At 47.9% G+C, this 26,119-nt stretch carries 21 protein-coding genes and 1 pseudogene; 15 read left to right on the forward strand and 7 right to left on the reverse strand.

Annotation, left to right across the window (positions count from 1 at the left end; translation table 11 throughout):
• The first annotated feature begins 277 nt into the window (after positions 1-277).
• Together ACE3MZ_RS02485 and ACE3MZ_RS02490 are read left to right on the forward strand one after the other, a co-directional pair.
• A complete protein-coding gene (locus ACE3MZ_RS02485; RefSeq protein ID WP_411344980.1) occupies positions 278-1,324 on the forward strand; it encodes an LLM class flavin-dependent oxidoreductase in 1,047 nt (348 codons plus the stop codon).
• A gap of 103 nt (positions 1,325-1,427) precedes the next feature.
• Positions 1,428-2,117, forward strand: coding sequence for a hypothetical protein (locus ACE3MZ_RS02490; RefSeq protein WP_411344981.1), 690 nt, complete (start codon positions 1,428-1,430; stop codon positions 2,115-2,117).
• A gap of 259 nt (positions 2,118-2,376) precedes the next feature.
• Here the strand turns inward: ACE3MZ_RS02490 and ACE3MZ_RS02495 are convergent, their stop codons facing one another.
• The 4 genes from ACE3MZ_RS02495 to ACE3MZ_RS02510 all read right to left on the reverse strand — a co-directional run bounded on the left by ACE3MZ_RS02495 (position 2,377) and on the right by ACE3MZ_RS02510 (position 6,275).
• The gene (locus ACE3MZ_RS02495; RefSeq protein ID WP_411344982.1) at positions 2,377-2,979 is read right to left on the reverse strand and encodes a nitroreductase family protein; all 603 of its coding nucleotides are present in this window, start codon (positions 2,977-2,979) and stop codon (positions 2,377-2,379) included.
• 438 nt (positions 2,980-3,417) lie between these two features.
• Entirely contained in the window at positions 3,418-5,220 is a 1,803-nt protein-coding gene (gene pepF, locus ACE3MZ_RS02500; RefSeq protein WP_411344983.1) for an oligoendopeptidase F, read from the reverse strand.
• A 175-nt stretch (positions 5,221-5,395) separates the two neighbouring features.
• A complete protein-coding gene (locus tag ACE3MZ_RS02505; RefSeq protein ID WP_411344984.1) occupies positions 5,396-5,611 on the reverse strand; it encodes a hypothetical protein in 216 nt (71 codons plus the stop codon).
• A 184-nt stretch (positions 5,612-5,795) separates the two neighbouring features.
• Positions 5,796-6,275, reverse strand: a complete 480-nt coding sequence (locus ACE3MZ_RS02510; protein WP_411344985.1) for a GAF domain-containing protein — start codon at positions 6,273-6,275, stop codon at positions 5,796-5,798.
• A gap of 345 nt (positions 6,276-6,620) precedes the next feature.
• Between ACE3MZ_RS02510 and ACE3MZ_RS02515 the strand changes: the two genes are divergently transcribed.
• From ACE3MZ_RS02515 to ACE3MZ_RS02530, 4 genes are all read left to right on the forward strand, one after another.
• Positions 6,621-6,956 (forward strand): hypothetical protein, encoded by a 336-nt coding sequence (locus tag ACE3MZ_RS02515; RefSeq protein ID WP_411344986.1) that lies wholly within the window; start codon positions 6,621-6,623, stop codon positions 6,954-6,956.
• A gap of 248 nt (positions 6,957-7,204) precedes the next feature.
• Positions 7,205-7,945, forward strand: coding sequence for an energy-coupling factor transporter transmembrane component T family protein (locus tag ACE3MZ_RS02520; protein WP_411344987.1), 741 nt, complete (start codon positions 7,205-7,207; stop codon positions 7,943-7,945).
• Positions 7,946-8,113: 168 nt separating this feature from the next.
• On the forward strand, positions 8,114-8,731 hold the full coding sequence (locus tag ACE3MZ_RS02525; RefSeq protein WP_411344988.1) for an ECF transporter S component: 618 nt from the start codon (positions 8,114-8,116) through the stop codon (positions 8,729-8,731).
• A gap of 14 nt (positions 8,732-8,745) precedes the next feature.
• Positions 8,746-10,395, forward strand: coding sequence for an ABC transporter ATP-binding protein (locus ACE3MZ_RS02530; RefSeq protein WP_411344989.1), 1,650 nt, complete (start codon positions 8,746-8,748; stop codon positions 10,393-10,395).
• 173 nt (positions 10,396-10,568) lie between these two features.
• Here ACE3MZ_RS02530 and ACE3MZ_RS02535 read toward each other — a convergent pair whose 3' ends face one another.
• Positions 10,569-11,036 carry a MarR family winged helix-turn-helix transcriptional regulator gene (locus tag ACE3MZ_RS02535; protein WP_411344990.1) on the reverse strand — a complete coding sequence of 156 codons (468 nt, stop codon included), beginning with the start codon at positions 11,034-11,036 and terminating at the stop codon, positions 10,569-10,571.
• Between the two features lie 782 nt (positions 11,037-11,818).
• Between ACE3MZ_RS02535 and ACE3MZ_RS02540 the strand changes: the two genes are divergently transcribed.
• Complete coding sequence (locus tag ACE3MZ_RS02540; protein WP_411344991.1) at positions 11,819-12,685, forward strand: glycerophosphodiester phosphodiesterase family protein; 867 nt, start codon at positions 11,819-11,821, stop codon at positions 12,683-12,685.
• Positions 12,686-13,093: 408 nt separating this feature from the next.
• Here the strand turns inward: ACE3MZ_RS02540 and ACE3MZ_RS02545 are convergent, their stop codons facing one another.
• Complete coding sequence (locus tag ACE3MZ_RS02545) at positions 13,094-14,377, reverse strand: NAD(P)/FAD-dependent oxidoreductase (RefSeq protein ID WP_411344992.1); 1,284 nt, start codon at positions 14,375-14,377, stop codon at positions 13,094-13,096.
• A gap of 309 nt (positions 14,378-14,686) precedes the next feature.
• Between ACE3MZ_RS02545 and ACE3MZ_RS02550 the strand changes: the two genes are divergently transcribed.
• The 6 genes from ACE3MZ_RS02550 (at position 14,687) to ACE3MZ_RS02575 (ending at position 21,768) form a co-directional block, all read left to right on the forward strand.
• Positions 14,687-16,396: an ATP-binding protein gene (locus tag ACE3MZ_RS02550; protein ID WP_411344993.1), complete on the forward strand. Its 1,710-nt coding sequence runs from the start codon at positions 14,687-14,689 to the stop codon at positions 16,394-16,396.
• A gap of 154 nt (positions 16,397-16,550) precedes the next feature.
• The gene (locus ACE3MZ_RS02555) at positions 16,551-16,985 is read left to right on the forward strand and encodes a BrxA/BrxB family bacilliredoxin (RefSeq protein WP_411344994.1); all 435 of its coding nucleotides are present in this window, start codon (positions 16,551-16,553) and stop codon (positions 16,983-16,985) included.
• Between the two features lie 192 nt (positions 16,986-17,177).
• Positions 17,178-17,984: an ammonia-dependent NAD(+) synthetase gene (gene nadE / locus ACE3MZ_RS02560; protein ID WP_411344995.1), complete on the forward strand. Its 807-nt coding sequence runs from the start codon at positions 17,178-17,180 to the stop codon at positions 17,982-17,984.
• 195 nt (positions 17,985-18,179) lie between these two features.
• A complete protein-coding gene (gene acpS / locus ACE3MZ_RS02565; RefSeq protein ID WP_411346672.1) occupies positions 18,180-18,578 on the forward strand; it encodes a holo-ACP synthase in 399 nt (132 codons plus the stop codon).
• Between the two features lie 512 nt (positions 18,579-19,090).
• Positions 19,091-20,452: an A/G-specific adenine glycosylase gene (mutY, locus tag ACE3MZ_RS02570; RefSeq protein WP_411346673.1), complete on the forward strand. Its 1,362-nt coding sequence runs from the start codon at positions 19,091-19,093 to the stop codon at positions 20,450-20,452.
• 143 nt (positions 20,453-20,595) lie between these two features.
• The gene (locus ACE3MZ_RS02575; protein ID WP_411344996.1) at positions 20,596-21,768 is read left to right on the forward strand and encodes an oligogalacturonate lyase family protein; all 1,173 of its coding nucleotides are present in this window, start codon (positions 20,596-20,598) and stop codon (positions 21,766-21,768) included.
• 181 nt (positions 21,769-21,949) lie between these two features.
• Here the strand turns inward: ACE3MZ_RS02575 and ACE3MZ_RS02580 are convergent, their stop codons facing one another.
• The gene (locus ACE3MZ_RS02580; protein WP_411344997.1) at positions 21,950-22,561 is read right to left on the reverse strand and encodes a superoxide dismutase; all 612 of its coding nucleotides are present in this window, start codon (positions 22,559-22,561) and stop codon (positions 21,950-21,952) included.
• A gap of 824 nt (positions 22,562-23,385) precedes the next feature.
• On the opposite strand from ACE3MZ_RS02580, the gene ACE3MZ_RS02585 reads away from it, so the two are divergent.
• Together ACE3MZ_RS02585 and queG are read left to right on the forward strand one after the other, a co-directional pair.
• Entirely contained in the window at positions 23,386-23,814 is a 429-nt protein-coding gene (locus ACE3MZ_RS02585) for a GNAT family N-acetyltransferase (RefSeq protein WP_411346674.1), read from the forward strand.
• 437 nt (positions 23,815-24,251) lie between these two features.
• Positions 24,252-26,025 (forward strand): annotated as a pseudogene (gene queG / locus ACE3MZ_RS02590) (tRNA epoxyqueuosine(34) reductase QueG).
• The last annotated feature ends 94 nt before the right edge of the window (positions 26,026-26,119 follow it).

The raw sequence follows: 26,119 nt of genomic DNA on the forward strand, positions 1-26,119 counted from the left end.
CTGTATTGATTATACATGATTGTACAAGATAAAATACCGAACTTATTAACGAATTTAATGATTAATTTTATAAAAAGTCATTCTATTCGCATAAGTCCAAAGGACTATACAGACTTAGTATGCCGTATGTACTAATAAAACGGTAGCCTGCTAAGTGAAACATGGTAAAAATTGTTTGGAATCTGCTTGAATGCAAGATAAGTAGCTCCGATTTCGTCTAACTTCGCCCATGACGTTGTTTGGGGAAGAATGATGATTATGAAAGGATGAAACAGGGATGACCACATTATCGATTCTGGATTATTCACCAGTGGACGAGGGCAGTAACGATCAAGAAGCGTTACGTCAAACGGTACACATGGCGATCGCTGCCGAACAGCTGGGCTATCATCGCTTCTGGGTATCCGAGCATCATCATTTGCCACCACTTGCCGGCAGCAATCCAGAGATGCTTATGATGCATCTGGCAGACCGTACCCACTCCATTCGTATCGGCTCCGGTGGAGTGATGTTGCCCAATTACAGTGCGTACAAAGTCGCCGAAAATTTCCGTATGCTGGAAGCACTGCATCCCGGTCGCATCGATCTGGGAGCAGGGCGGGCTGCTGGAGCTGGTCGAATTGGACGAACTGCATTGAACGAAGGACGGAATGAATCTGTATCGTACGAGCAACAATTGGCTGATCTGATTCACTATTTGCATCAAGACGCAAATGGAGTGGATCGCTTCCCCGGTCTGATCGCAACGCCGCAGATTGATACGCAACCGGAACTATGGCTGCTCGGTACAGGGAATGGCAGTGCAGAGCTGGCAGCAACATATGGCACGGCACTCGCATTTGCCCATTTTATCCATGCTTCCGATGTTGGACCGCAGGCGGCAAAGCGATATCGCCGAGAGTTTCAGCCGAGCGAGGTACGTAAGCAACCGTATACGATGGTTGGCATCTTCATCAGTGTGGCGGATACAGAGGAAGAAGCGCAGCTTCAGGCGCTTAGCTGGGACTACTGGTTACTCATGTCCGAAAATAAAGGGCTGCGCAAGCCCGGTCTCCTACCCCCAGAGCAGCTACAATCCCATATATATACGGAAGAAGAGCAGAATCAGATCACTGCTCGCCGAGAACGTATTCTTATCGGTACGCCGCATAAGGTGCGTGCGCGCATCGAACGTCTGGCAGCGCGTTATGAAGCAGACGAGGTGCTGATCCTGCCGCTTGTCTACGGATTCCATAACCGAATGCGTATGATTGAGCAGCTGGCAAAGGTGTTTGAAATGGGTGAGAGTGCAGAGAAGGAGCGGGATTTGCAGGATTTGCTATGAATCAAGTTTGGAGAGCACCGTGTTTGGGGTAAAAGGATCATGTGAGAGGTTCATAAACGATCCCAACAACCAACGGACACTATAGCGAAAGGGGCTTTTCCCAATGATGAATCCATTAAAAATGAGTGCCGCGGCGGCATTGCTATTATCGGGTGTGATTGCAGGTTGCAGCAATGGTAGTCAACCTGATCCGACAGCACCTGTTCAAAGCGTAAGTGAAGCGGAAACGGATCAAGCTGGTCAAGATAATACAACCGCGCAAACGCTGGAGGGAGACTTCCGTCAGTATTCTAGCGATCCCAACAAATCCGATGCCAGTGCCGATTATAATGTAGTTGGTAAATATGTAGCCGAAAACGGCGATACAATGACACTGGACGTGAATGGGAAGCAGCTCAATATTCCCAAAAGCAATTCCTACGAAGCAGCAGCAGACTTGCCCAAATCGACCGATCTGCCCGGTCAAGAAGTAAGCGTAACGCTGAATGCACAAGATAGCACGATTGCGACAGCTCAGCTTGCCAAAGATGCAGACGATATGGACAATTCACAGCCTGATATTGTCGGTCAATTCGTCTCCGAGACAGATACTAACGTCGTTATCAAGCAAGGTACAGAAGAGAAATCGTACCAGAAAGCGGCTGACTTTGAAGGTACAGACGGTCCATCCAATGAGCGTACCGTAGGTACAACTGTCAGTCTGGATCTAGACAAAGATGGCAAAGTCATTCGTGTTCGTGGCGAATATCAGGATGGCAGCTCGGTTGGAGATGGCAATTCGGTCAACAATTAAGTGCTAGCTACGCGCATTCTGTTTGCGAAATCGATTCACGATGCTTGTTTTCACATTTGGATATATGAGATGACAGATCGTAACGAGGCAATGAAGAATAGATACACGCATATAAAAAGCTTCGGACAGCAGCATTATAATGGGCTGTCCGAAGCTTTTTTGACGTACTGTTATGGGATTACGTACCAATGTCTCCAAGGAATGCGTCCCTATCGCTTAGCAGAATCAAGACATAGTTAGGGAAGGAGCAATGGATTGCTTATTTGTACACTTTCACGCGTTCTTCAACAGGTTGGAATGTTTTCTCGCCAGCTGGGGCAGCGGGTGTACCGAATGGCAATTGTGCTACCAGCTGCCATTGTGCCGGAATGTTCCACGTGGATTTTACTTCTTCGTCGATTACTGGATTGTAATGTTGCAGAGTGGCGCCCAGACCTTCGGCTTCCAGTGCAGTCCATACAACCAGTTGCAGCATACCGTTCGCTTGTTGTCCCCACAGTGGGAAGTTGTCTTTGTATGCTTCGAATTGGTTTTGCAGGTTGGTGATGATATCGGTATCTTCGAAGAACAATACGGTACCATAGCCATTTTTGAACAGACCCATTTTTTCTTCGGTCGCTTTGAATACTTCTTCGTTATTCACAATACCGCGCAATGTTTCGGTTGTGATGTTCCACAGTTTATCGTGCTGCTCACCGAGCAGTACAACCGCGCGAGCGCTTTGAGAGTTGAAGGAAGACGGTGTATGTTTGATCGCTTCCTCTACGATATGTTGGATCTTGTTATCGTCGATAGGCGACTCTTTACTGATTACATAAACGGAACGACGGTTTTCCAAAGCTTTGAAAAATTCAGCAGACATGAAAAAATCCTCCTCTTTGATATGTAAATGTTTGTTACTTACTTTTTTAATGATACTACATAATTGTTGTGAGTCAAGAACTTTTTGAAAAAGAACAAATAGGTGTGGTAGTAATCAGACTGACAATATGTTGTCCAGCAAATTTGGCGTTGTGATCGAGCAGCCGATCCAGTGTTGCGACAAACGGGCTAAAGCTGTAGCGACCGATCCAGTGTCGTGACAAATGTGCTGAAGCTATAGTGACCGATCTAGTGTTGTTGCAAACATGCTGAAGCTATAGCAACCTATTTTTTTGCAAAATAATAAACCTGCTTCTACAGACATATTGTCCGTTAGAAGCAGGTTTCCGTTTGCAGGGAGCTTAGTTGTGTTTGCGATGTTTATTGTGTTTATTGTGTTTATTGTGTTTGCTGTGAGATGTCTTGGCTGATCACACGATTATTCGTACAGTGATTCCAATTCTGCGATCAAGGAGCCGACATAATCGGCGGCGGATTGGATTGGTTCAGGTCCCGACATATCGACACCGGCAAGCTTCATTAACTCCAGCGGGTCTTGTGAACCGCCTGCTTGAAGTGCCTTTAACCAGCGATCAATTGCCGGTTGCCCGTCCTGACGAATGAGCTGCATCGCAGCGGTGGAAGCGGTCAATCCAGCAGCATAAGTGTACGGATACAATCCCATATAATAATGCGGCTGACGCATCCATGTGAGCGTAGCGCCTTCGTCCAATTCCAACGTCTCACCCCAGAACGATTGTAAAATCTGACCTTTGGTAGTCGATAGCCAGTCAGCGGTTAGCGCTTGACCTTGCTCGGCAGCCGCATACACCTGTCGTTGTAGCTCTGCTTCCAGCAGATGAGTAATGAAGTTATGGTAATACGTGCTGAGTAGCTGCTGAATGACCCAACTGCGCAGACGCTTGTCATCTGATCCTTGTAGCAGATGATCTGCAAGCAGCAGCTCGTTCATCGTGGACGGCGCTTCAACGAAGTATGTGGAGCACCAATAGTTGCTGAATGGCTGATGTTCTGCTGCCAGTGCAAAGTGTGCGGCATGTCCTAGCTCATGCGCGAGTGTAAAGGCATTGCGCATATTGTCTGACCATGCCATCAGAATGTACGGATGTTCTCCGTATACCGGCGAGCAGAATGCACCAGTCGACTTGCCGTCATTATCGGCATAGTCAATCCAGCGTCCGGCAAAGGCATCGCGGATGATAGTACTATAATTTTCGCCCATTGGAGCCAGTGCCTGCTGAATTATATCGCTGGCTTCCTCATACGATACAGATGGATTGTACGATGGATCAAGCGGCGCTTTCAGATCGCAGAAGTATAACTTGTCCAGTCCGAGTTTGCGTTTTTTCAGAGCGGCATATCGCTGCATATGCGGAGACAGCTGTTTCAGCAGCACGTTGTGGATGTTGTGATACATGTCCACATTGACTTGTTGAGGTTGCAGCAGCATGTCGGTCACGGAAGTGTACTTTCGTAGACCGGAGAGTACGATCTGCTTTTTCACCTCGGTCGCATACGTTTCAGCAAAGGTGTTGCGGTATTGCTTGAGCGTTTTGGTAAAAGAAGCAAAAGCATTGCGGCGTAGCGTAGTATCAGCGGACACTTCATACGCATTTTCATATAAACGGAACGACACTGGGATGATATTGCCCTCACTGTCCATGCAATCGTCAAAAGTCATATCGGTCAGCTTGCTGCGCACATAAATGCGATACGGCGCGCCGGTGACTTCACCCAGTGCAGCCAGTGCATTTTCCGTTTCTGGCGCAAGGCGATGCGGACGTGTCTCATCCAGCTGCTGTAAAATACGCTCGTACGGTTGCAGTCCAGCTTCTTGTTGTCTGAAGTTTGCAATGACGTCCTGCGGCAAATCCAGTATTTCCGAATCGATCCATGTGATAGCGGCTTGCACGCGGGAGTACAGATCACCTGCTTTGGCAGAACGGGCGATATTGGCAGAGTCGCTACCGTCAGCGGATTGCTGTAGACTGGCATAGCTGTACGCTTTCGAGAGCGCAAGCTCTAGTACCGTTTGCTGCTCCAGACATTGCAGCAGGGTAGCTGCGCTCTCGCCAAGGCGACCGCGGAATTGTTGAATCTGCTTCGTTTGCTGTTCAATCTCGGCTAGAGCATCGTTCCAATCTTGTTCAGTGGCGTATAGATCATTCACATTCCACGTAGCGGGAATCGGCACTTCGGAGCGGCTGAGCGTTTTGGACATGATCGTATTCCTCCTTGAATGATGGTATGTAGGTAAGTATTCATTTGATTCATAGGGTAGGAGCTGACTTTATCATGGTATGACTGTCTAACTGTTTATAGTCAATTCTATCATGAAAACGTGGCAGCATAATCCTTTTTGTAGTTGCCATGTTACAGCATGATGTCTCATCTCATTAGCTTTTTCTTTTATCGTTACTCATTTCAGCAATGATGATAAAGATAATCCCAGCGATCAAAAAGATCCACGCTCCAACCGTTAGAGGGGTAAGAGAAGTATCATAAATAGGTAACAATGTACCTGCTCCCAAAATGGAAGCACATATAAAATAAATGGAATAAAGGAATGCTGCAATGAAACAAAATACACCACCCAGAGTTCTTCTTGACATTTTTGGCACCTCCTTACTGAAAATTGAAATGAACTAATTACACAGTATATATCAAAAATACACGTGTTCAAAATGTGTAGTATGTAAGAAGTAATCATCGGGATGGAGTGAAGAAATCAAAGAAAGCCGCTCACAGGAGCGGCTAACAAGGGATTGTTTATATGCGTTTACGATTCAAAAGTCATTAGATCGCCTGTACCAAAATCTCGGCAAAGCGCTCCAAAAACTGCTGATCCTGCTCGTCAAAGCGGTTTTTGAGCGGGCTGTCGATGTCGATGACACCAAGTAGCTCGCCATCGCGTACTAGCGGCACAACGATCTCACTATTGGAGGCGGCATCGCAGGCGATGTGACCGGGGAATTCGTGCACATCGGCAACGAGTAATGTGCGACGTTCGGATGCGGATGTACCACATACGCCTTTGCCCAGCGGAATGCGAATGCAGGCGGGCAATCCTTGGAATGGTCCAAGCACTAGCTCCTTACCATCATACAGATAGAAGCCTGTCCAGTTCGTATCCTGCAAACATTGCTTCAATAGCGCCGAAGCGTTAGACAGATTGGCGACGCGATCCGGTTCGTCATGGATCAGACTTTTGAGCTGGCTTAGCGCTGTCTCGTATTGCTCCTCACGGGAGCCAGTATATGCTATATTTTCAAACATGAAAGTCACCTTTTTCAGATAGATTTACAGACCTTTCAGCTGTACCTATGCCAGATTCGGCATCTACACCCAGTATACAATTGTTGCCCCTATTTGCAAATGAACATTGCCTAAAATGAAAGGTATCCGTTCAAGCGGTACAGCGTTACTTCAAATGTAAGGTAAAAATTGGTATAAATTTAGCAAACCTGTTTACGTAATAGGCAAGCAGGGTAAGTACAGCTTGAATCATAACGGTTTACAGGGCTAATCTGTCAACAGCGATTACAGTTTGCTTACGCTCTTAGCCAGAACGGCGTACGACCTTTATACATCATTTCATCGACTGGAAGGGGAGAAGGGTATATGCATGCGGAGGTACAAAATTTGTTTATTCGAATCCATATGCTGCATCAGGCGAATCAGCACATGCTGACGATTGCCGATATGCAGCCTATTCTGGAGAACCGTGGGTATCGTGTTGGAGATCGTGAGATCAAGCAGGAGCTTGTGCATCTCACAGCCGAGAATATGCTGACTGTCAGCGGTGATGAGTATCGGATTACCGGCACGGGTATTAGCGAATTGAGGGAAATCCGCAAGCGGTTATCGCTGCTGTGCGGCGAAGTCGTTTCACCTACGGCTCCCGGCAACCTTCCAGAGCGTACGATGTCCAAGCAGGCATCTTCCGCAATCGTTTAATTTGATAAGTACAGTCGGCAAAAAGCCGGTATCCGCTATGATCAGCGAATACCGGCTTTTTGCCGTATACCCATACGCCCAACACGGTATCCCAAACACAGTATCCCACATATACATGTGCGCGATATGTATAAATGTAGAGGAATGATTTCTATACAGAACGTCAATCTTGCAGTTGCACAATGCAGACGTGCAGGTTATTCTAAGACGGTTCTAGCATATCGTGAAGCATAATGGAGGAAGCGAAATTGAATCAGGAGAAAAAGCCGTTCCTATACCGGATCGATCCGCTAACGAAGATCTTCATGCTGCTGTGCATTTCGATTCTGGCAGTGCATATGAAGCATGCTCTGCCACAGCTGATTTTGTTCGGATTCGTGTGGACGACGGTTGTGATCGGTACAGGGCAGATGGTAAGTCGCCCGCTTGTGCAACTACTGGCAGGCATCGGGATTCCGTACTTTGGATTATCGCTCTTGTCGGTACGTGAAGGCGAAGTATGGTGGCAGTGGGGCGCTTTGCAGTTGACGAGTGGTGGGCTGGAATATGGCGCGGTGATGACGCTGCGTATATTTATCTTTTGCCTGACTTCGGTGGCACTATCGGTAACGACTGATTATCGTGAGCTGGTCGGTGCGCTCGTATTGAAGTTGAAGGTGCCGTATCGGTTTGCTTATGGGCTGGCGCTGGCATTGACCTTTTTGCCATTGTTGCGAGAGGAAGGCAGATTGGCACTGGCGGCAAGGCGTTTGCGCGGACAACGTATCTCGCGCGGACCGGCAGCATTACTGCATGCACGAGACTATTTGGCAGCTGTATTTACCGGTTCGGTGCGCCGTATTCAATATATTGCCGGTGCAATGGATGGCAAAGGATTTGGCGCATCCGCATATCGTACATTTTACCGTCCGTTTGTACTGCCATCCTATGCCCTACCACTCATGCTGACCAGCGCAGGAGTTACACTGGCGCTCTGCCTGCTGGTGTAACTTCGGTCTGAAGATGTCGCACTGGCGACTACAATGCAAGAAAAAGATTGACTTATCCATATTGTTAACCTAAATTATATTTTGTGGTTAACAATGAATGAGCAGTAATGAATTAACATTATTGCATCATTATAAACCGCTGAATACCAACACATAGGGAGCGAAATCATGAGTACAAATGTAAATAGCAATTCATCCAACAGCAAAATGAGCCGTACCTTCCAAGCGTTTACGACGATGGATATCGTGCTGATGGCGCTGCTGGCGACCGCCAATGCGGTCATGACGATGTATCTGGGCGCAGTGAATCAGCTGCTTAGCAGTATCGGCGGTCCTATTCTCACTTCTACAATTGTCGGTCTGTATATGATCTATGGACTGCTGGCTTGTTATATTATCCGTAAACCGGGCACAGCCGTAATTACATATGCGCTGGGTGCGCTAGTGCAGAGCTTTGTCGGCGTATCATACGGCATTGCTTCCGCTTTTGCCGCAGCGATCTGTTATATGCTCGTTGCTGAACTGCTGATGGCGATTACTCGTTATCGTCGCTGGTCGACTGGCTGGATGATGCTCATCGGGGGCGCGATGGTGCCAATCTGGTTTGTAGTGGCAGTGCAAATGTTCGGCTATGCCAAATGGGGAATGACCATTCTATCCATTGCACTCGTAGTGCGTATTCTGAGTGGTGTGCTGCTGTGCGGTCTGTTAACGGTAGTCTTTGCCAAAGCGATTGGTAAAACAGGTCTGCTGCGCCGATTCGCCGGATTCAACGGACAACGCTAATGAGCAATAACGGCATGGACATGGCGAAACCGGCAGTTGTACTGCGGCAGGTGTCGTATGTGTATGACGGCAGCGAACAAGCGGCGGTGCAACAAATTGATTTGCAAATACAACAGGCACAATGGATTGCGATTGTCGGTGCAAGTGGTAGCGGCAAATCGACCTTGTGTCGCCTGATCAATGGTCAATTGCCACGGCTGGCTGGTGGACAGCGGCAGGGAGAGGTGTGTATTCAGGGTATCGACCCTGCGGAAGCACCGATTGGAGAACTGGCAGCTGCTATAGGTTCGCTTGGACAAGACCCGGATGCTGAGCTGGTCGTCGGCACAGTAGAGGATGAGATTGCATTTGGACCGGAAAATCTCTGTCTGCCGCCGGTGGAGATCGGCTTGCGCATAGAGCGGTTGACGACAACACTGGCATTGGAGCATGTGCGTCATCGCCGTGTTCATCAGCTCTCCGGCGGGCAACGCCAGCGTACGGCATTGGCAGCTGTGCTGGCGCTGGAACCGCAAATGTTGCTGCTGGATGAACCGGCAGCAAGTCTCGACCCCGCAGGTCGTCAGCAAGTACTTCATATGATTGATGATTGGCACGCCGCTGGCGGTACGCTAATTACGGCATCCGCTCGCTGGGATGATAGCGTACAGCAAGCAGATCGTGTCATTGTGCTGGAAAAGGGCAGGATCGTTCTGGAAGGTACACCGACGGAGCTGCTACAACAGCACGGAGAGGATCTGCGTCAGCTATACATTTTGCCAGCGCTATTAGAAAAGGAAGCTGAAAAGGCGGATGAGTCATCTGGCTTCTTCGCGTCTAAATCCGTATCTCCATCGTCGCAACAGTCGTCAGTTCCTTCAGCATATAAGTCGCCATCGTCACTGCAATCAGAACCGAGTCAACAGCAGCAAGCACCATTAGTATCATCTGAGAAACAACGTTCCTCATCAACTATGTTGCAGCCGATTGTAGATATTCGTCAGCTGGAGTACACGTATGCAGGTTCATCCGTGCCAGCATTGCACCATATTTCGCTATCGTTGTATCCGGGGGAAATGGTGCTATTATGTGGCGCCAACGGCTCTGGCAAAACAACACTAACCCGTCTGCTGACAGGTTTACTGACGCCACCGAGCGGACATATTTTCCGTCATGGGCGAGATAGCGGACGCGAGTTCATTGATGCGCGCGCGCAAGATACAGGATATTTGTTTCAGCACCCGGATCATCAGTGGGTAGCGCCAACGGTATGGGACGAATGCGTATTCGGCATTCGAGCACAGTTGAATTTGCGTCGTCGGCAACCACTGCCGCAGCTATGGGTGGAGCAGGTCGAGCAGAAGTTAGCGCAAGTTGGATTACTGGCAGAACGCGAAGCTTCGCCATACAGTCTGAGTGCTGGGCAAAAGCGATTGTTGTCCGCTACCGCTCAATTTTTGCTGGAGCGTCCGTTGTATATTTTGGATGAACCGGGAGCAGCAGTAGACTATTTTACGGTACAGCACATATTGCAGCAGTGCCGTACTGCTATGAAGCGCGGTGCAGCGCTGCTAATCGTCACTCATGAACCGGAATTGTTCAGTAGAGACGCCACACGTATCATTACGCTGGCAGAAGGACGCATCCAGTCTGAACAGCATCTGCATCCAGCCAGCCACTCCTGAAGCAGGGATCACAACCAATATGAAAAGAAAGCACATCTGTCAAGGAACGGCAATGGTACACATGGTAATTCAAAATAACAACAATATGGCGGTACAAACAAAATGCAGTTCCTCTCCGGCGAAACGATGTCACCGTGAGAGGAACTGCATTTTGAGTTATATTCAGACTGATCTTATTTTCGCATAGATGGAGACAAGCGCTCTGCTTCCATACCTAGCTTTTTGAGCAAATAGATCAGTTGTTCTTTTTCCTGCATATTCAGACCGCCTAGTGCAAAGTTCAGGCGCTCTTCGTATTTTGGATAAATCTCGTCCATCATCGCACGACCTTGATCAGTCAGCTCGGCGTAGATGACGCGGCGGTCGGTTGGGCAAGGGTGACGGCGCAGCAGACCACCATGCTCCAGCTTGTCGATGACATACGTAACATTGCCACTTTGCAGCAGCAATTTGGCTCCGATCTGTTGAATTGGTTGAGCGCCTTTAAAGTAGAGCACTTCCATGACAGAAAATGCGGTAGAGTTGAAGCCTTCGATTTTGCTTCCGGCAACAGCATGTTCGTTCAGGCTTTTAAAAGCTTTGGCGAAGACGCGGTACAGATGCATGGATTGCTCAGTGTTATTCATAGACATGTTAATCATGATACAGTCATCCTTTCCGGGTGTGGGATACGTAACATCTATGCAAAAGAGTTATAAGAAGTAATCTGGAATCTAATTCAATCTTACCTGCAATTAAAATTAAAAAATGTATCATTTGTCACAATGTCAGCCATTTTAAATATTAAATTTAAGGATTAAATTGCGTTTAAAAAGGTACTTATCTGTTCTAATTTTCACAAGAATAGAAATTGTGGATAAAATGTATACGCTGACGGCAATTTCTTTATAATCGTAATATTCATCTGGAATTGTACAAATGAAAAATGATTTCATCTTCATTTGGTAATGTTCAAATGTAGAAATGGAAAAAAGTCTGTGTGCAAGATGTGTATGACCTGTGGAAAAGTGGATAAATATTGTGGATAAGCATGTGCATAATTTCTCTTTTATCAAAAGGCGGAGATTACAATGCATAAAAAATAGTTGTTATACATAGCAAATCAGCAAAAAGGCGACTTATCAGCATTTTATACACATGTTGCTCTGCATAATGTATTGAACCTGTGTATAGAGTGGAATAATTTTACTGAAATCTATCCTCAGGCTGTGGATAAGATGTTTATAACTTGTGTGTAAACACTTAATATCTGGTACTAATTTGTGTATAGCATGTTGGTAACTGAAGTTGGTCTTTTACAAAACGTTTACGCAAATATTGCACAAATATCCATTCCTTTTAATACTCACACGTTAAAGTGGATAAAAAGAAAAGGCAGCCATTAGCGACTGCCCAACAATAAGGAAGTGGAGAGACGAAAGTGATGAGAGATAAGTCATTGACCTTGGGAACGGAGCCATATCACAGTCATTTGCAACAGATTATCGCCAGCTTTCACGATCATCGCGGGCGTGTACTGATTGCTGCACATCGCGGCGATTGGCGGTTAGCACCGGAAAATTCACTGGCAGCTATTCAGTATTCCATCGTGGCAGGCGCTGATCTGATCGAGATTGATGTACAGCGCACCGCCGACGGACAGCTCGTACTGATGCACGATGAGACGGTGGATCGGATGACGAACGGTAGCGGCAGAGTGGCGGAGATGACGCTGGAACAGCTACGGGCATTGCGCTTGCGTCAGCATCAGGGCGGGCATGATCAGCGGCTGACCAATTATATGATCCCGACGCTGGAAGAGGTGATGATTCTTGCACGCGACAAGGTCATGATCAATCTGGACAAATGCTGGGCATGGCGCGACGATGTATACGCTGTGCTGCTGCGTACAGACACCGTGGCACAGACGGTATTCAAAAGTACGGCTGAACCAGAAGAAGTCCATTCTTTTCTGAATCATAAACCACAGAAGCCGCTGTATATGCACATATTGGACGATAGTAATGAACATCATGTGGAGCGGATCGGAGAATGTTGTGAAATGGTGCGCCCGGAAGCGGTAGAGATTTGTTTTGAACAGGAGAACAGTAGGTTACTTCAGCCATCGCTGCTGCAAAGGATACAGCAATATGGTTGCCGACTGTGGGTAAATACAATGTGGGATTCATTATGTGGTGGTCACTCCGAGCTACATGGAGCGGAAGGCTGGGAATGGCAGCTACAGCATGGATTTAATATGATCCAGACTGACAATGCTGGCATGCTGCGTCGTTATTTGGATGAGCAATGACGGTTGGTATTTAAAAAGGATCTGAGGCGGAAGTACGCAAGAGAATGATGCGCTGAAGAAAATGGTAGGCAAGCAGCTTCTCTGTTCGGTGTCATACTGCGAGACACATATACTAACAGACGCCTATACTGCCAGCTATCAAGAAGATTGCTGGACACCCATACACCAAAACCCCCGGCATTCTGAGTCATCAGTTTGCACCAGGGTTTTGGTGTATGGGTGTATTTCTATATCAATAGACGATAGTCTATCTCCATATTGATAGACTATGAACAATATGTTTTACCTTGGACGATTATCAATCCAAGGCAACAATAGATAAGATTCTACAATCATCCAACGCTACGATCATCTAACGCTACCATCATTCGATAGTTGGAATCATTTGGCTATCATTCACGCTTATCGTTAGACTAGTTCAGATTCACTCCGACCAACTGCTTCCGCCGCGCTGCTGCCTGCCGCATGACCAGTTGTAAAGGCAGCCGTAATATTGTAACCGCCCGTATATCCGTGAATATCCAGCACTTCACCGCAGAAGTACAGATGATTCATCAGCTTGGATTCCATCGTCTGCGGATGAATCTCTTTTAGATTCACACCGCCGCCAGTTACAAATGCTTCCTTGATCGACAGCGTACCGTTGATTGCCACTGGGAATGCCTTGATCAGCCGTGCCAGCTCCAGCCATTGCTGCTTCGGAATATTGTGATACGTGATATCCTCAGCGATTTGTGCTTTTTGCAGCAGTAGCGGAATCATGCGCTCTGGTAGATAGCCTTTGAGCACATTTTTGACCGCTTTGCGCGATTCTTGCTCAGCAATCTGCAATGTTTCTCGGTAAATGTCGTCTGCACTTTGCTCCGGTAGCAGATCAATCGTCAATTGCACCGAAGTGACCGGGAACTTTTTGAGCGCTTTGACCACATACTGGCTGCAACGTAGCGCCGCAGGACCAGAAATGCCAAAGTGTGTGAACAGCATATCGCCATCGTGCATGATCAGTTTTTTTTCTTTGGGATTCCAGACACTCAGCTGCACATTGCGTAGGGACAAGCCTTGCAATTCTTTACTCTGGATAAACGATTCCGGTGATGTGAGCGGCACCTCGGTTGGATACAGCTCGGTAATCGTATGACCTGCCTTTTCCGCCCATGGATAACCGTCGCCTTCGGAACCTGTTTGTGGCACGGATTTGCCGCCAACCGCGATAATGACTGCCCGGCTGCGAATGACTTCGCCAGCACGTAGCTTCACCCCGCAGACAGTACCTTCATCGTATAACACTTCCGCGACCGGGCTATTCACCCGGATATCAACACCCTGCGCGCGTATTCGGTTCACGAGCGCATCGACTACAGATTTCGCTTTATCGGTTACTGGGAACATGCGCCCATTATCTTCTTCCTTCAGCGCAATTCCCATATTCTCGAAAAACGCCATAATATCGCGGTTGCTGAAGTTTGCCAGCGCGCTGTGCAGAAAGCGTCCGTTGCCCGGAATATATTTGATTAATTCATCGACTTCTTTGGCATTTGTGACATTGCAGCGTCCGCCGCCGGAGATGCCCAGCTTGCGTCCTAATTTGTTTCCTTTATCAATCAGCAGCACGCGCGCGCCATGTTCGCTGGCTGCCACACTCGCCATCAGACCCGCTGATCCGCCGCCGATCACAATAATATCGTATTTCAAACGTAATCGTTCCTTTATATAAAGTAGTAAAATGTATATCTCAGACTACTATACCATGAATCGTGACCGATCGACCGCTGCATTGCAAAAGCAGTACAATAGATTGCAGATTACAACGGATTGAGTAAACTCATCTGATTGCAGTGTTTATAGTTTGGAGAAACAAGGGTATTGTATAGGTGATTTGAAAATGATGGCACAAAGAACCATATATTGTAATGCTATCCGTGCTGTGCTTTAATCGAAGTACGACAGAGACAGGGGGAGGGGCGCGTCATTATTATTGCGGTCAAGGAAATCCTGCTGCAAATGCTTGCTGTAGGCGCTTCTGTTTTCGTATTCTCCGGTGTGGTGGAACGCAGTGGTGACGATTCTCTGCATCATGGACGGTTAGCATGGCGCGGATACGCTCCAGTGCTCGTCATCTCCTTTGCACTCAGTATTGTGATCGGCTGGATTCTGGCGGCTTATAGCGCGATTGATAGCCGAATTCCACTCAGTGTGGTGTCGTTGATTGTCGGTGTATTGTACATAGGCGCATGGCGTGGGTTGTGGCTACTGCTGCTCAGTGTATTTATGTATATATTATTTAGTGATAACGTTAACATTAGTGATTTAATGATTCAGACCGGGTTGCTATTGTATCCGATTGCAGGTTTGTGTTATCCGCTCTTTCAGCGCTCCACTCTTCGCCGCAAACGGTTGATTGTGATGGCGCTTGTCTTGCTGAGTACGTTTCTGGCGTTGGTTGTTATTGCCCTGCAAATACCGCTATTCCAGCTTGGTATAGGTATCTGGATGTTGATTACGCTCATTGTCGTCGCGGCGGTCATTGCAGGCGATTACTGTACTACCGCGATTGAACAAATTATTGAGAAAAAGCAGTTGAGTCGTCAGATGCTGGATCTATCCAACCGCGTCATTACGGAAGCGGAGAAGCTGCGCCAGATTATGAATGTGGCGCCGATGATGATCACCTCCATTGATGCCAAAGGACAGATCACAGCAATCAATGAAGCGGCATTCACCTTATTGCGTCATTCGGTGCCTGGCTTACAACGTGAGCAGGTGAATGATATTTCGTTTTTTGCATTGGAAGGCGGCGATATTCGAAGCGGGCTGAAAGGCACGATTCGTCTCATTCGGCGGGTGCAACAGAGTCGCAGTAATGAGAGCGAGATTCTGCGGCTGGAATACGGCGTCTTTTATCTGAATGTGGCGCCGTTGTTTCATAAGCCGGGTGGCGAATTGAGCGGCTTCGTCATTGTCGGTCAAGATGTTACCGAAGTGGAGCGGCTACGTAATGAGCTGAGTCATGTGGAACAGCTCAGTCTTGTCGGCAAAATGGCTGCCAGCATCACCCACGAGATTCGTAATCCGATGGCTGTCGTGCGCGGATTCCTGCAATTGATGCATGAGAAAAGTCCATCGTCGTTAGATCACTATTATATGATCGTTCTCGACGAACTGGATCGCGCCAATAGCATCATTAACGACTTCCTGTCGCTAGCGCAGAACCGAATTGTGGAAAAAGAACCGTTCAGTCTGCACGCGATCATCGAAGAATTGTTACCGCTATTATGGGCAGATGCCAATCTACGCGGACAGACGATTACATTTATACCGGGACAGGATATTCCCCTGCTAGAACTGAACTCCAAGGAGATCAAGCAGTTGGTTCTCAATCTGGCACGTAACGGCATGGAGGCGATGGAGGACAAAGGGGAGTTGACGATTGAAACGGAAGTGACGGATGCCGAAGTGATCATGCATATCCGCGATACTGGACCGGGAATTGCACCGGATAAGATGGACAAGCTGTTTGAGCCATTTTATACGACCAAGACCAAAGGGACAGGCTTGGGGCTGTCGCTCTGTCTTAGTATTGTCGAACGTCACAATGGGCGCATTACCGTCTATTCTGCGGAAGGACGCGGCACGACCTTTTCCGTCATTTTCCTTAGAGCTTCCGAAGAGTCACTTCCGCCAGAACCAACTCCGATACCGGATATGGGGTAAAGCGGTTGATCCTCTCATTATCGCGGCTCGAACCAAGTCGATAGGGGTAAAATAAACCTGTATTTTCCATGAAATCTACCGGGATACGGTGGTATTCTGATATAACCTGTGTATAATAGAGGTAATGCTTATGAAAAGTAAGGAGTGAACCAATATGTCAATGTCATTTGATCAATATATGAGAGATATGGTACAGCCGATGCGTGATGAGCTGACTAGTATCGGTATCCAAGAACTGCGTACACCGGAAGAAGTGCAAGAGCAACTGGATAATTCCAAAGGTACTGCACTGATCGTTGTGAACTCGGTGTGCGGATGCGCTGCTGGTCAATGCCGTCCGGGCGTAGCTCATGCACTGCAAAGCGATGTAAAACCGGATCACCTGTTCACCGTATTCGCTGGTCAGGACAAAGAAGCAACTGCCAAAGCGCGTGAATACTTCGCGCCGTACCAACCGTCTTCCCCATCGATCGCTCTGCTGAAAGATGGCGAGCTGGTGCATTTTATCGAGCGTCACCAGATTGAGAACCATTCCGCTGAGGATATCGCGATTGCACTCAACGACGCATTCGAGAAATATTGCCTGTAATCTCATACGAGAACACAACATCCTGCGCTGTCACATTCATGTGACGGTTGCAGGATGTCCTTGTTTATGGGTATATATAAAGAGAGCAACTTCTGCGTCGGCGATGTTCGGATGCAGAAGGAAGGAAATACGCATATCGGTTGTAGTCCGATCATGTATATTTGAGACTAGTCGAAGGAGTGAATGATGAGTATGAGTCTTCAACAGGACATTATTAACGATTTGAAAGTACAACCAACGATTGAACCGGAAGCTGAAATCCGCAAACGGGTAGATTTTCTAAAAGGATATATTGAGAAATCCGGTTCCCAAGGTCTGCTAATTGCGATTAGCGGCGGGATCGATAGTGCAGTAGCCACCGGTCTGTGCAAACAGGCAACGGATGAACTGACACAATCGACCGGACGCGAATACAAAACCGTCGGCGTCTTCCAGCCGTACGACACCCAATCCGATATCGACGATAGCTACGCGGTCGCACAGGCATTTGACCTGAAATACAAAGTCGAAACCAATGTGCACAAAGCAGTCGATGCGATCGAGCAAACGGTAAACAGCGTAATGCCACAGCTGGAACAAGACCCACTCAGCCCGCAGGCAAAAGGTAATGTCAAAGCGAGAACCCGCATGGTCGTACAATACGCGATTGCCAACTCGCTCAACCTGCTCGTTGTTGGTACAGATCACGCATCCGAAGCGATCACAGGCTTCTTTACCAAATATGGCGATGGCGCGGTCGATATTACACCGCTTAGCTCGCTCGACAAACGTCAGGTTCGTCAATTGGCTTCCCATCTGAATATCCCACAATCCATTCTCGACAAAGCACCAAGCGCTGGTCTGTGGGAAAATCAAACTGACGAAACCGAACTCGGCATCACCTACGCTGACAACTCCGACTACCTGGAAGGCAAATCGATCGCTCCCGAAGTAGCAGAACGTTTGGAGACGTACTACAAACGTACCGCACACAAACGTGATCCGATCCCAGGTATTTAATGTAAAGCAAGTACAACATCTGACTTAGATGTAATGAAACAAGCGACTTATATCCGATGATGGATTGAGTCGCTTTTTTATAGTGTAAAAAAGAAAGAGAACATACAAAGTTCAATGACGATTACTTACAAGTAGAGGATTTTGCCCATGTCATTTGATACAATAAAGAAATTGAAATTGCAGGAGGACACTTACTTGATTTACGGAATAGGGCATGATGTGCTGGAGATCGCCAGAATGATCAGCTTGCTGGAAGGCAAACAAAAAGACCGCTTCCTCAAACGCGTTCTGACACCCGCCGAGCAAACACTGGCTGAGCAGCGTGGTCCCAGACTATCTGAATTCACTGCCGGTCGCTTCGCCGCCAAAGAAGCCATCACCAAAGCCTTCGGCTGCGGCATCGGCAAAATCATAAGCTTCACCGACATCGAAATTCTGCCCAACGCATCCGGCAAACCTCAGGTTACTCTGTCCACCGGAGCATGGCAGCGATTGGACCTACAACAAGACTCCAACACCTACCAGATCCACCTAAGCATCACCCACCAACCCACCCTGGCATCCGCATTCGCCATCGTGGAAAAAACCAACTAGACGTTCAAGCAAAAGTTGAACAAGCAGACCCAACATATAACAAGCAACATCCCATATAAAACGATCTGCTGAATAATCATCCTTAATAATTACTACTCAAAAAGTCAAAAAGACATGTAAGATGTCAAAAGTCTCTAAAGTCTCTAAAGTCTTTGAATTTTTTAAAGTATCGCAACTTCTCAAAACACCAAATCAAACACCAAATTCACTACTGCTTCGCACAAAAAGAATGTTGCGCGTTGCACCAAGCGGAGGGGAGGGAATAAGGGAAAAGGACGACTTACAGTGTTTGTGATTTGCAAACACGAGGTTCAATGAAAAGTGATTTTTGCGTAAGCAAAATATCTTGCCTCTTTGGAGGTGCGGGAATCTTCATGTACTCATAATCCAAAGATTCCCGTAGCTCCACCGGAGTCCGTTCCCTTATCCCTTCCCGGAGCGCTATGTTGCACCAAAGCCCACATTCAAATAAAGGGCGTTCGATGGGAAACACGCCCCAAAGGAGATTGATGATGTCCAACATAACACCACAACACGAAGCCAAGCGTTATTTCAGCCGCGAACTGCTGGCATGGTATGACGAACATAAACGAGACCTGCCGTGGCGACGCAGCCGCAATCCGTACCATATCTGGATTTCCGAGATCATGTTGCAACAAACGCGCGTTGCAGCCGTGATTCCGTATTTTCAGCGATTTATCGAGCGCTTTCCAACTGTCGAGTCGCTTGCCGAAGCGCCAGAAGAAGACGTGCTCAAATGCTGGGAAGGACTTGGCTACTACTCGCGCGCCCGTAACATTCAAGCAGCGGCGAAGCAGGTCGTTGAACGTCATGGCGGGATCGTGCCAGATACGCCAGAAGAGATTTCCGCATTAAAAGGAATCGGTCCATACACCGCTGGAGCCGTCCTGAGCATCGCCTACAACGTGCCTGAACCAGCGGTGGACGGGAATGTCATGCGCGTCCTATCCCGCTATTTTTGCCTGAGTGACGATATTGCCAAAGCATCTACCCGTGTCAAAATGGAAAAGCTCGCTCGCGAATTGATCCCGATTGGACGCGCATCCGATTTTAACCAGGCGCTCATGGAGCTGGGCGCACTCGTCTGTACGCCCAAGTCACCACATTGTCTCACCTGCTCGGTCATGAAGCATTGTGAAGGGCGAATCAACGGCATGGAAGAACAACTGCCGATCAAAACCAAAGCCAAACCACCACGCCCGGAGCATCGCCTGATGGCAGTAGTCGAAGGACGCGGCGAGCATGCAGGCAAAGTACTGATTCGTCAGCGTCCAGCAACCGGTCTGCTGGCACGGATGTGGGAATTGCCCCATGTCCTGTCTTCCGACGCCAAAAAAGCTGGTGCTGGCTCCGATCTGACACAGCCTGCCGCGATGGAACGACTCAACCATGTACTCAAAAATGAAGGCATCGACGTTCGTCCAGATGAGGAATGGATGAGCGCTGAGCATACATTTAGCCATATTCAGTGGTATATGCGCGTCTTCCGCTGTACGGAAGCTGGGCAAATTGATGTGCCGGTAGATGGCAAAGATTGGCACGGTATGGGCGTCATATCTGGCGAGCAAGTGGAGCAGGGCACACTGGACATCCGTCTGCCGGGTTCGACACCGGAAGTGCGCAGTGCTATTCGTCAACAGCTTGCTACAGGCACCCTTATCGATACATCGGAGCCGCTGGAGCAAGCGCAGGTGGCTGAACAGCCTGCCGACTATGATGTTGTACCTAGCACATTGCTTGGCGAAGCAGTGGCATATGATTACCGCTGGATCGGACGCGACGATATGGAAAAGTATGCGTTCCCGAATCTGTTCCTGAAGATTTTGCAGCAGCATTTTGGCATTTCAAAATAGTCCGGCACAACGGTTCGAGGAGCCAATTATCCAAGCGATTCCATGACTAAAGCTAATCATGTCAGCAAGTAAGCAGCCAAGCAGAGCAACCAGATTCACACGGAAGTCATTGAAGCTGAATCCAATCATGAGGAGGGATAAACATGTCGAGAACGATTGCTATGGTCAAAGGCACGATATGGGCGCCAGAGTGGAGTACGTACACCGACCGTCGTACCGGGTTAAAGGTACACCAGCTGACGGATTATCGTGGTCATAGCCGATTGCCGTATTTTACCGAACATTCATTGTATGACGATGGCAAACGGCTGCTGTTTATTTCCGACCGGGATAACAGCGCGAATCTGTTCTCGATACAGCTCGAAACCGGTGAAATGACCCAATTGACTACGTATGCCAACAACGACGATCTGGACGTGGCACTCACGCCGGATGAGCAGTATGCGCTCGTATCGGACAAGCAGGTGATTCGTGCGCTGCATTTGACCCATTTTCGCGAAAAAATCAAGTACCGCTGTCCAGAAGGCTATGTGCTGGGCAATGTAACTTGTACTGCTGACAGTCGCACGCTGCTGACGTGTATTACCGAGGATTTGTCACAGCAGATCGATACCGATCTGGGCAACGGGTATGTCGGACATCGCGAGTGGATGGATGCGCAGCCGAACAGCATCATCATTGCAGTCGATCTGAAAAGTGGCATATCACGCGAGGTGTTCCATACCCGTCATTTTGTGACTCATATCAATGCATCGCCGACCCTGCCGTGGCTAATAACCTTTTGCCATGAAGGACCTTGGCATCTGGTGGATCACCGGATATGGGGATTGGATCTGCGCAGCGGTGACGTATGGACCATCCGTGAGCGTCATGAACAGGGAGAATCAGTTGGTCATGAGTGCTTTTTGCCAGATGGAGAGCAGATTGGATATCATGGGATTGCAGCGGATGGAACGTGCTTTTTTGGACGTATTCGATACGATAATACTGGCTTGGAGGAGCAGAAGATTCCTTTTTCAACTTGGCACTTGTACCAGAATGAAGGTTTAGTAATAGCGGATGGGCAGGGGGAAGTCGATACGCTGCATCTATGGGAGCGTGATGAAAATGGGCGCTATGCTGGTGCGTATGCAGTATGCGAGCTACGATGCAGCTTTCACTCGCAAAAGCTGCACGCCCATCCTCGTCTGAGCGATGACGGACGACGATTGTTTTTCAACAGTGATCGTAGCGGATATGGCAACGTATATATGGTGGAGTTACCGGAGGATGTACAGCGATTGCCGCGTTTTGAACTGCTGGATCATTCAGGCTAACCAGTACATCTGACCATTGTGATCATTCGTCATGGAATATAACTACTCGTGATGGAGAATAGCAACGAATGAGTGAGTACAGCAGTAGAAGATAACACTACAAAAAAACAATACAAAAAGACGACCTGCACTATGCAGATCGTCTTTTCTGTATGCGCTGTGCGCGTTATCTATGCTGGAATTACTTCGCAGCAGTGTAACGTGCGTTTACAGCATCCCAGTTTACTACATTCCAGAAAGCACCGATGTAGTCAGGGCGTTTGTTTTGATATTTCAGGTAGTATGCGTGTTCCCATACGTCCAGACCCAGCAGTGGAGTCAGACCTTCGAATACAGGGCTGTCTTGGTTTGGTGTGCTAGTGATTGCCAGTTTGCCGTCTTTGCCGACAACAAGCCATGCCCAACCACTACCAAAACGAGTTGTAGCCGCTTTTGCGAAGTCTTCTTTGAATTTGTCGAAGCCGCCCAGCTCGCTGTCAATAGCAGCTGCCAGTTCGCCTGTTGGTGCGCCGCCAGCGTCAGGACCGATTACTTCCCAGAACAGACTGTGGTTATGGTGACCACCGCCGTTGTTGCGAACCGCTGTGCGGATGCTTTCTGGAACGCTGTCCAGATCGGAGATCAGCTCTTCCAGACTTTTGCCTTGCAGTTCAGGAGCGCTTTCCAGAGCGGTATTCAAATTGGTTACGTATGTGTTATGGTGACGATCGTGGTGAATCAGCATCGTTTGCTCGTCAATATGTGGTTCCAGAGCGTTATTTGCATAAGGTAGTGCCGGTAATTCAAATGCCATCGTAAAATACCTCCTGAGATTTTAAATTTGAAGCGGAAGTTCCACTCCATATGTAGATAAACATCTTACCCTATATATTAAACCGTATATTTTTGACTAAATCAACATTTATGTTTAGAAAGTCCTAGCCATGCGGAAAAGGCAAGAAAAATTTTTTTATCGGTCTGATGGATATTTATTCAAAAAGGAATGAACAGAAGAAGGATCATATGTTCGTTTATTGACCAAATATAAATATAGGCGAAATCACGTCATTTTCCTTATGGAATGGGTAAATCAGGAAGTTGCGTCATAGATGACTCGCTTTTGTATAGCGCTTTCATAAAGAGATCATGTAATTTTATGGTAAAAGAAAACCTGACGTCATTATGATAAAAAGTATAGTGACAGCCAGAAACTAGTGATATAATCGTTTTTGTCGCTCCTGTGATTTCATATTAAGATATTTGGTTTTGGAGGAATATTTATAATTGGAGCTTTATATTCATAGACATAAGCCCATGTTGCCAGAACTATTCCTGATGAACTGGATATTTGGAATCATTTTTGCTGAAAAACGGAGTTATGAAGCGCTTTCATGAGAAAAGTGATGTAATTGTCAGAAAATTATGGTTTAATTAACACTGAGATTATATTGTGCGATAATATGAGGTTTTTTGCCGAAATTTGGGTACAATATAACAGGGGATTTTACACAAACATCGATGTAGGGCTTGTGGCTGGTATATGCAGATGTCCTTCTTTTTTGTGCTTCCCATATGTAGTGTTAAGGGGTATGTTTGCAAACGTTGCTTGATTAAGCTGATAAAGAGGGAGTTTGGATGATGAATATTCGTTCCTTTAAGCTGAGTGATTTGAACCTTGTCCAGGAGCTGCTCCAGGTAGCTCTGTCCGAAGAGTGTTACGAACACACGATGGGACCTTTTGCCAGACAATTGTCCTGGGATTCCGAACTGATTATTGTTGCGGAGCAGGGAGAAGAGATTATTGGCTTGTTAATTGGTACGATTGATCGCAACTTCGGTTGCTACTACCGTATCGCCGTTCATCCTGATATGAGAGGCAGAGGTATTGGTACCGCGCTGATCACTTCCATGGAGAAACGCTTCGAGCAGCGCAACGTCAGCGGCATTATGGTTGCCGGCGACGAACACAACGAAGTGGTTATGCCACTGTACGCCGCTCTGGGATATGATGAGAGCAAAGTGCTGCGCACTTATGAAAAGTTGAGCATTGTTGCGGCAAACGCCTGATTTTCTGAATGTAAACAAGAGATAACAGAACAGAAACCATACTTGAATATACACGCTTGCACGAGCGGCCCGCTATCCTGTGACGGATAACGGTGCTGCCGGACATTGCGGTGCGGACGATCGTCGGGAGGGATGATTGTCAGTAAGCATCGTAGTGATCCGGTTGTGAGGCTTCGGCTGCGTATGCTTTGTTAATGTAACACATTTTGTTTTCCGACGAGGATCGGATAAACGGATGTGTTTTTCTATTTTTTAGACGTTTTTCCAGTCGGATGCAGTATAATGGGAGAGAAGTTTTGTGATGAATGGTAGGAGGACTGTGTGTCTTTGAACGTATATATACAACATGATTGGCAGCAGAAGATACAGGTTTGCCGCTTATCCAGCAGGATGCAGGCGAATCAGCAATACGGATGTTTGGAAAGGAGTGCCGCTTCATGACACAGCAGATTGATACCGGAATCGCCGGTACAGAGTCCAACCGCTGGGAGTGGCTGAAGCAGGAAATCAAGGATGCAGGTCCGGAACTTGGTATCGACGATATCGGCTTTACGACCGCCGATCCTTTTTTATATTTGCGTGAAGTATTGGAAGAGAATCGGCGCAAAGGGTATGAGTCAGGATTTGAAGAACCGGATCTGGACAAGCGGATCGATCCGTCGCTGACACTTGGTGGCGCGCGTTCGATTATCGCCATTGCGGTTACGTATCATTCCAAAATGGAGAATCCGCCGAAGTCCGCACCCGGTGAGTATCGCGGCATTATGGCGCGGTCAGCATGGGGGCTAGATTATCATACGGTGCTGCGCAATCGGATGCAGCGACTGGAGGATTTTATCCGCGAAAAGGTGCCGGAGGCGCGTATTGAGAGCATGGTCGATACAGGGGCATTGTCCGACCGCGCGGTTGCTCATCGAGCGGGGATTGGCTTTTACGGGCATAATTGTGCGATCATCTCGCCCAAGCTTGGTTCGTGGATTTTCCTTGGTGATATGATTACCGATATTCCATTTGCCCCGGATACGCCGGTAACGGAGGATTGCGGCACCTGTACCAAATGTATTGATGCGTGTCCAACCGGCGCGCTCGTGAATCCGGGTCAGTTGAATGCGCAAATTTGCGTTTCCTTTTTGACCCAGACGAAGGGCATGTTGTCCGATGAGCATATGCGCAAGATCGGGAATCGGCTGTATGGCTGCGACACCTGTCAGATCGTTTGTCCGAAAAACAAGGGCAAAAGCTGGAATCACCAGCAGGAGCTACGTCCTGATCCAGAAAAGGCGAAGCCGCTATTGTTGCCGATACTGGAACTGAGCAACAAGCAGTTCAAGCAGGAATTTGGCGATACATCATCAGCATGGCGCGGGAAGAATCCGATTCAGCGTAATGCGATTATCGCGCTCGGTAATTTTAAAGATAAAAGCGCAGTACCAAAGCTCGCAGAGATGCTGATCAAAGATGTGCGTCCGGTCATTCGCGGTACGATTGCATGGGCGTTAAGCCGAATTGGCGGTGAGGAAGCGCTGGCAGCGGTGCAAAAAGGGCTGGAGCGTGAGCAAGAGCATGAAGTGATCGAACGCCTGCTCACCGCGCAGCATCTATTGGAGGAGGCATTGGCGAATGAGCAGCAAGCAGGAGAACCATCTGGCGCCACACAACAAGTCTGACCAGACAGTGCATCATCTGTACTACGATGAGTTGGATACACCGCTTGGCACACTGACACTTGTTCATTCCGGTGCTGGATTGTGTCATATCAAATTCCGCTCTTATGAGCAGGCTGCCGAACGTTTGGTAGTCTGGTGTCAGCGCTGGTACGGCGATCATGTGCTGGAGCATTCGCCAGACATGCTGGCAGAAGCGACTGCGCAGCTCAAGCAGTATTTTGCCGGGGAACGTGAGGAATTTGACCTGCCGCTGGATATGCAAGGAACGGACTTTCAACTGCGTGTCTGGGAAGCGCTGCGTCAGATACCTTATGGACAGGCGGTTTCGTACAAGCATATCGCCACTGAGATCGGTGTTCCGGCTGCGGTGCGTGCGGTTGGTGGTGCGAATAACCGCAATCCCGTTTCCATTATTGTGCCGTGTCACCGGGTGATCGGGATGAATGGCAAGCTGGTCGGATATGGCGGCGGTCTGAACAACAAGGAATGGCTGCTCGGACTGGAAGGGTACAGCAATCTACAAAATGAGCCGGTATTGTTCTGAAAAATCCCAACGCATATGATCCAAATTGCTACATGCGGCGAATCATGTAACGGAGCTGTAATCGTAATCCCAATTCATGTTGTGAATAAAGGGG

The sequence above is a fragment of the Paenibacillus sp. WLX1005 genome (genome assembly GCF_046603685.1).
In the GTDB taxonomy this organism is placed as follows: domain Bacteria; phylum Bacillota; class Bacilli; order Paenibacillales; family Paenibacillaceae; genus Saccharibacillus.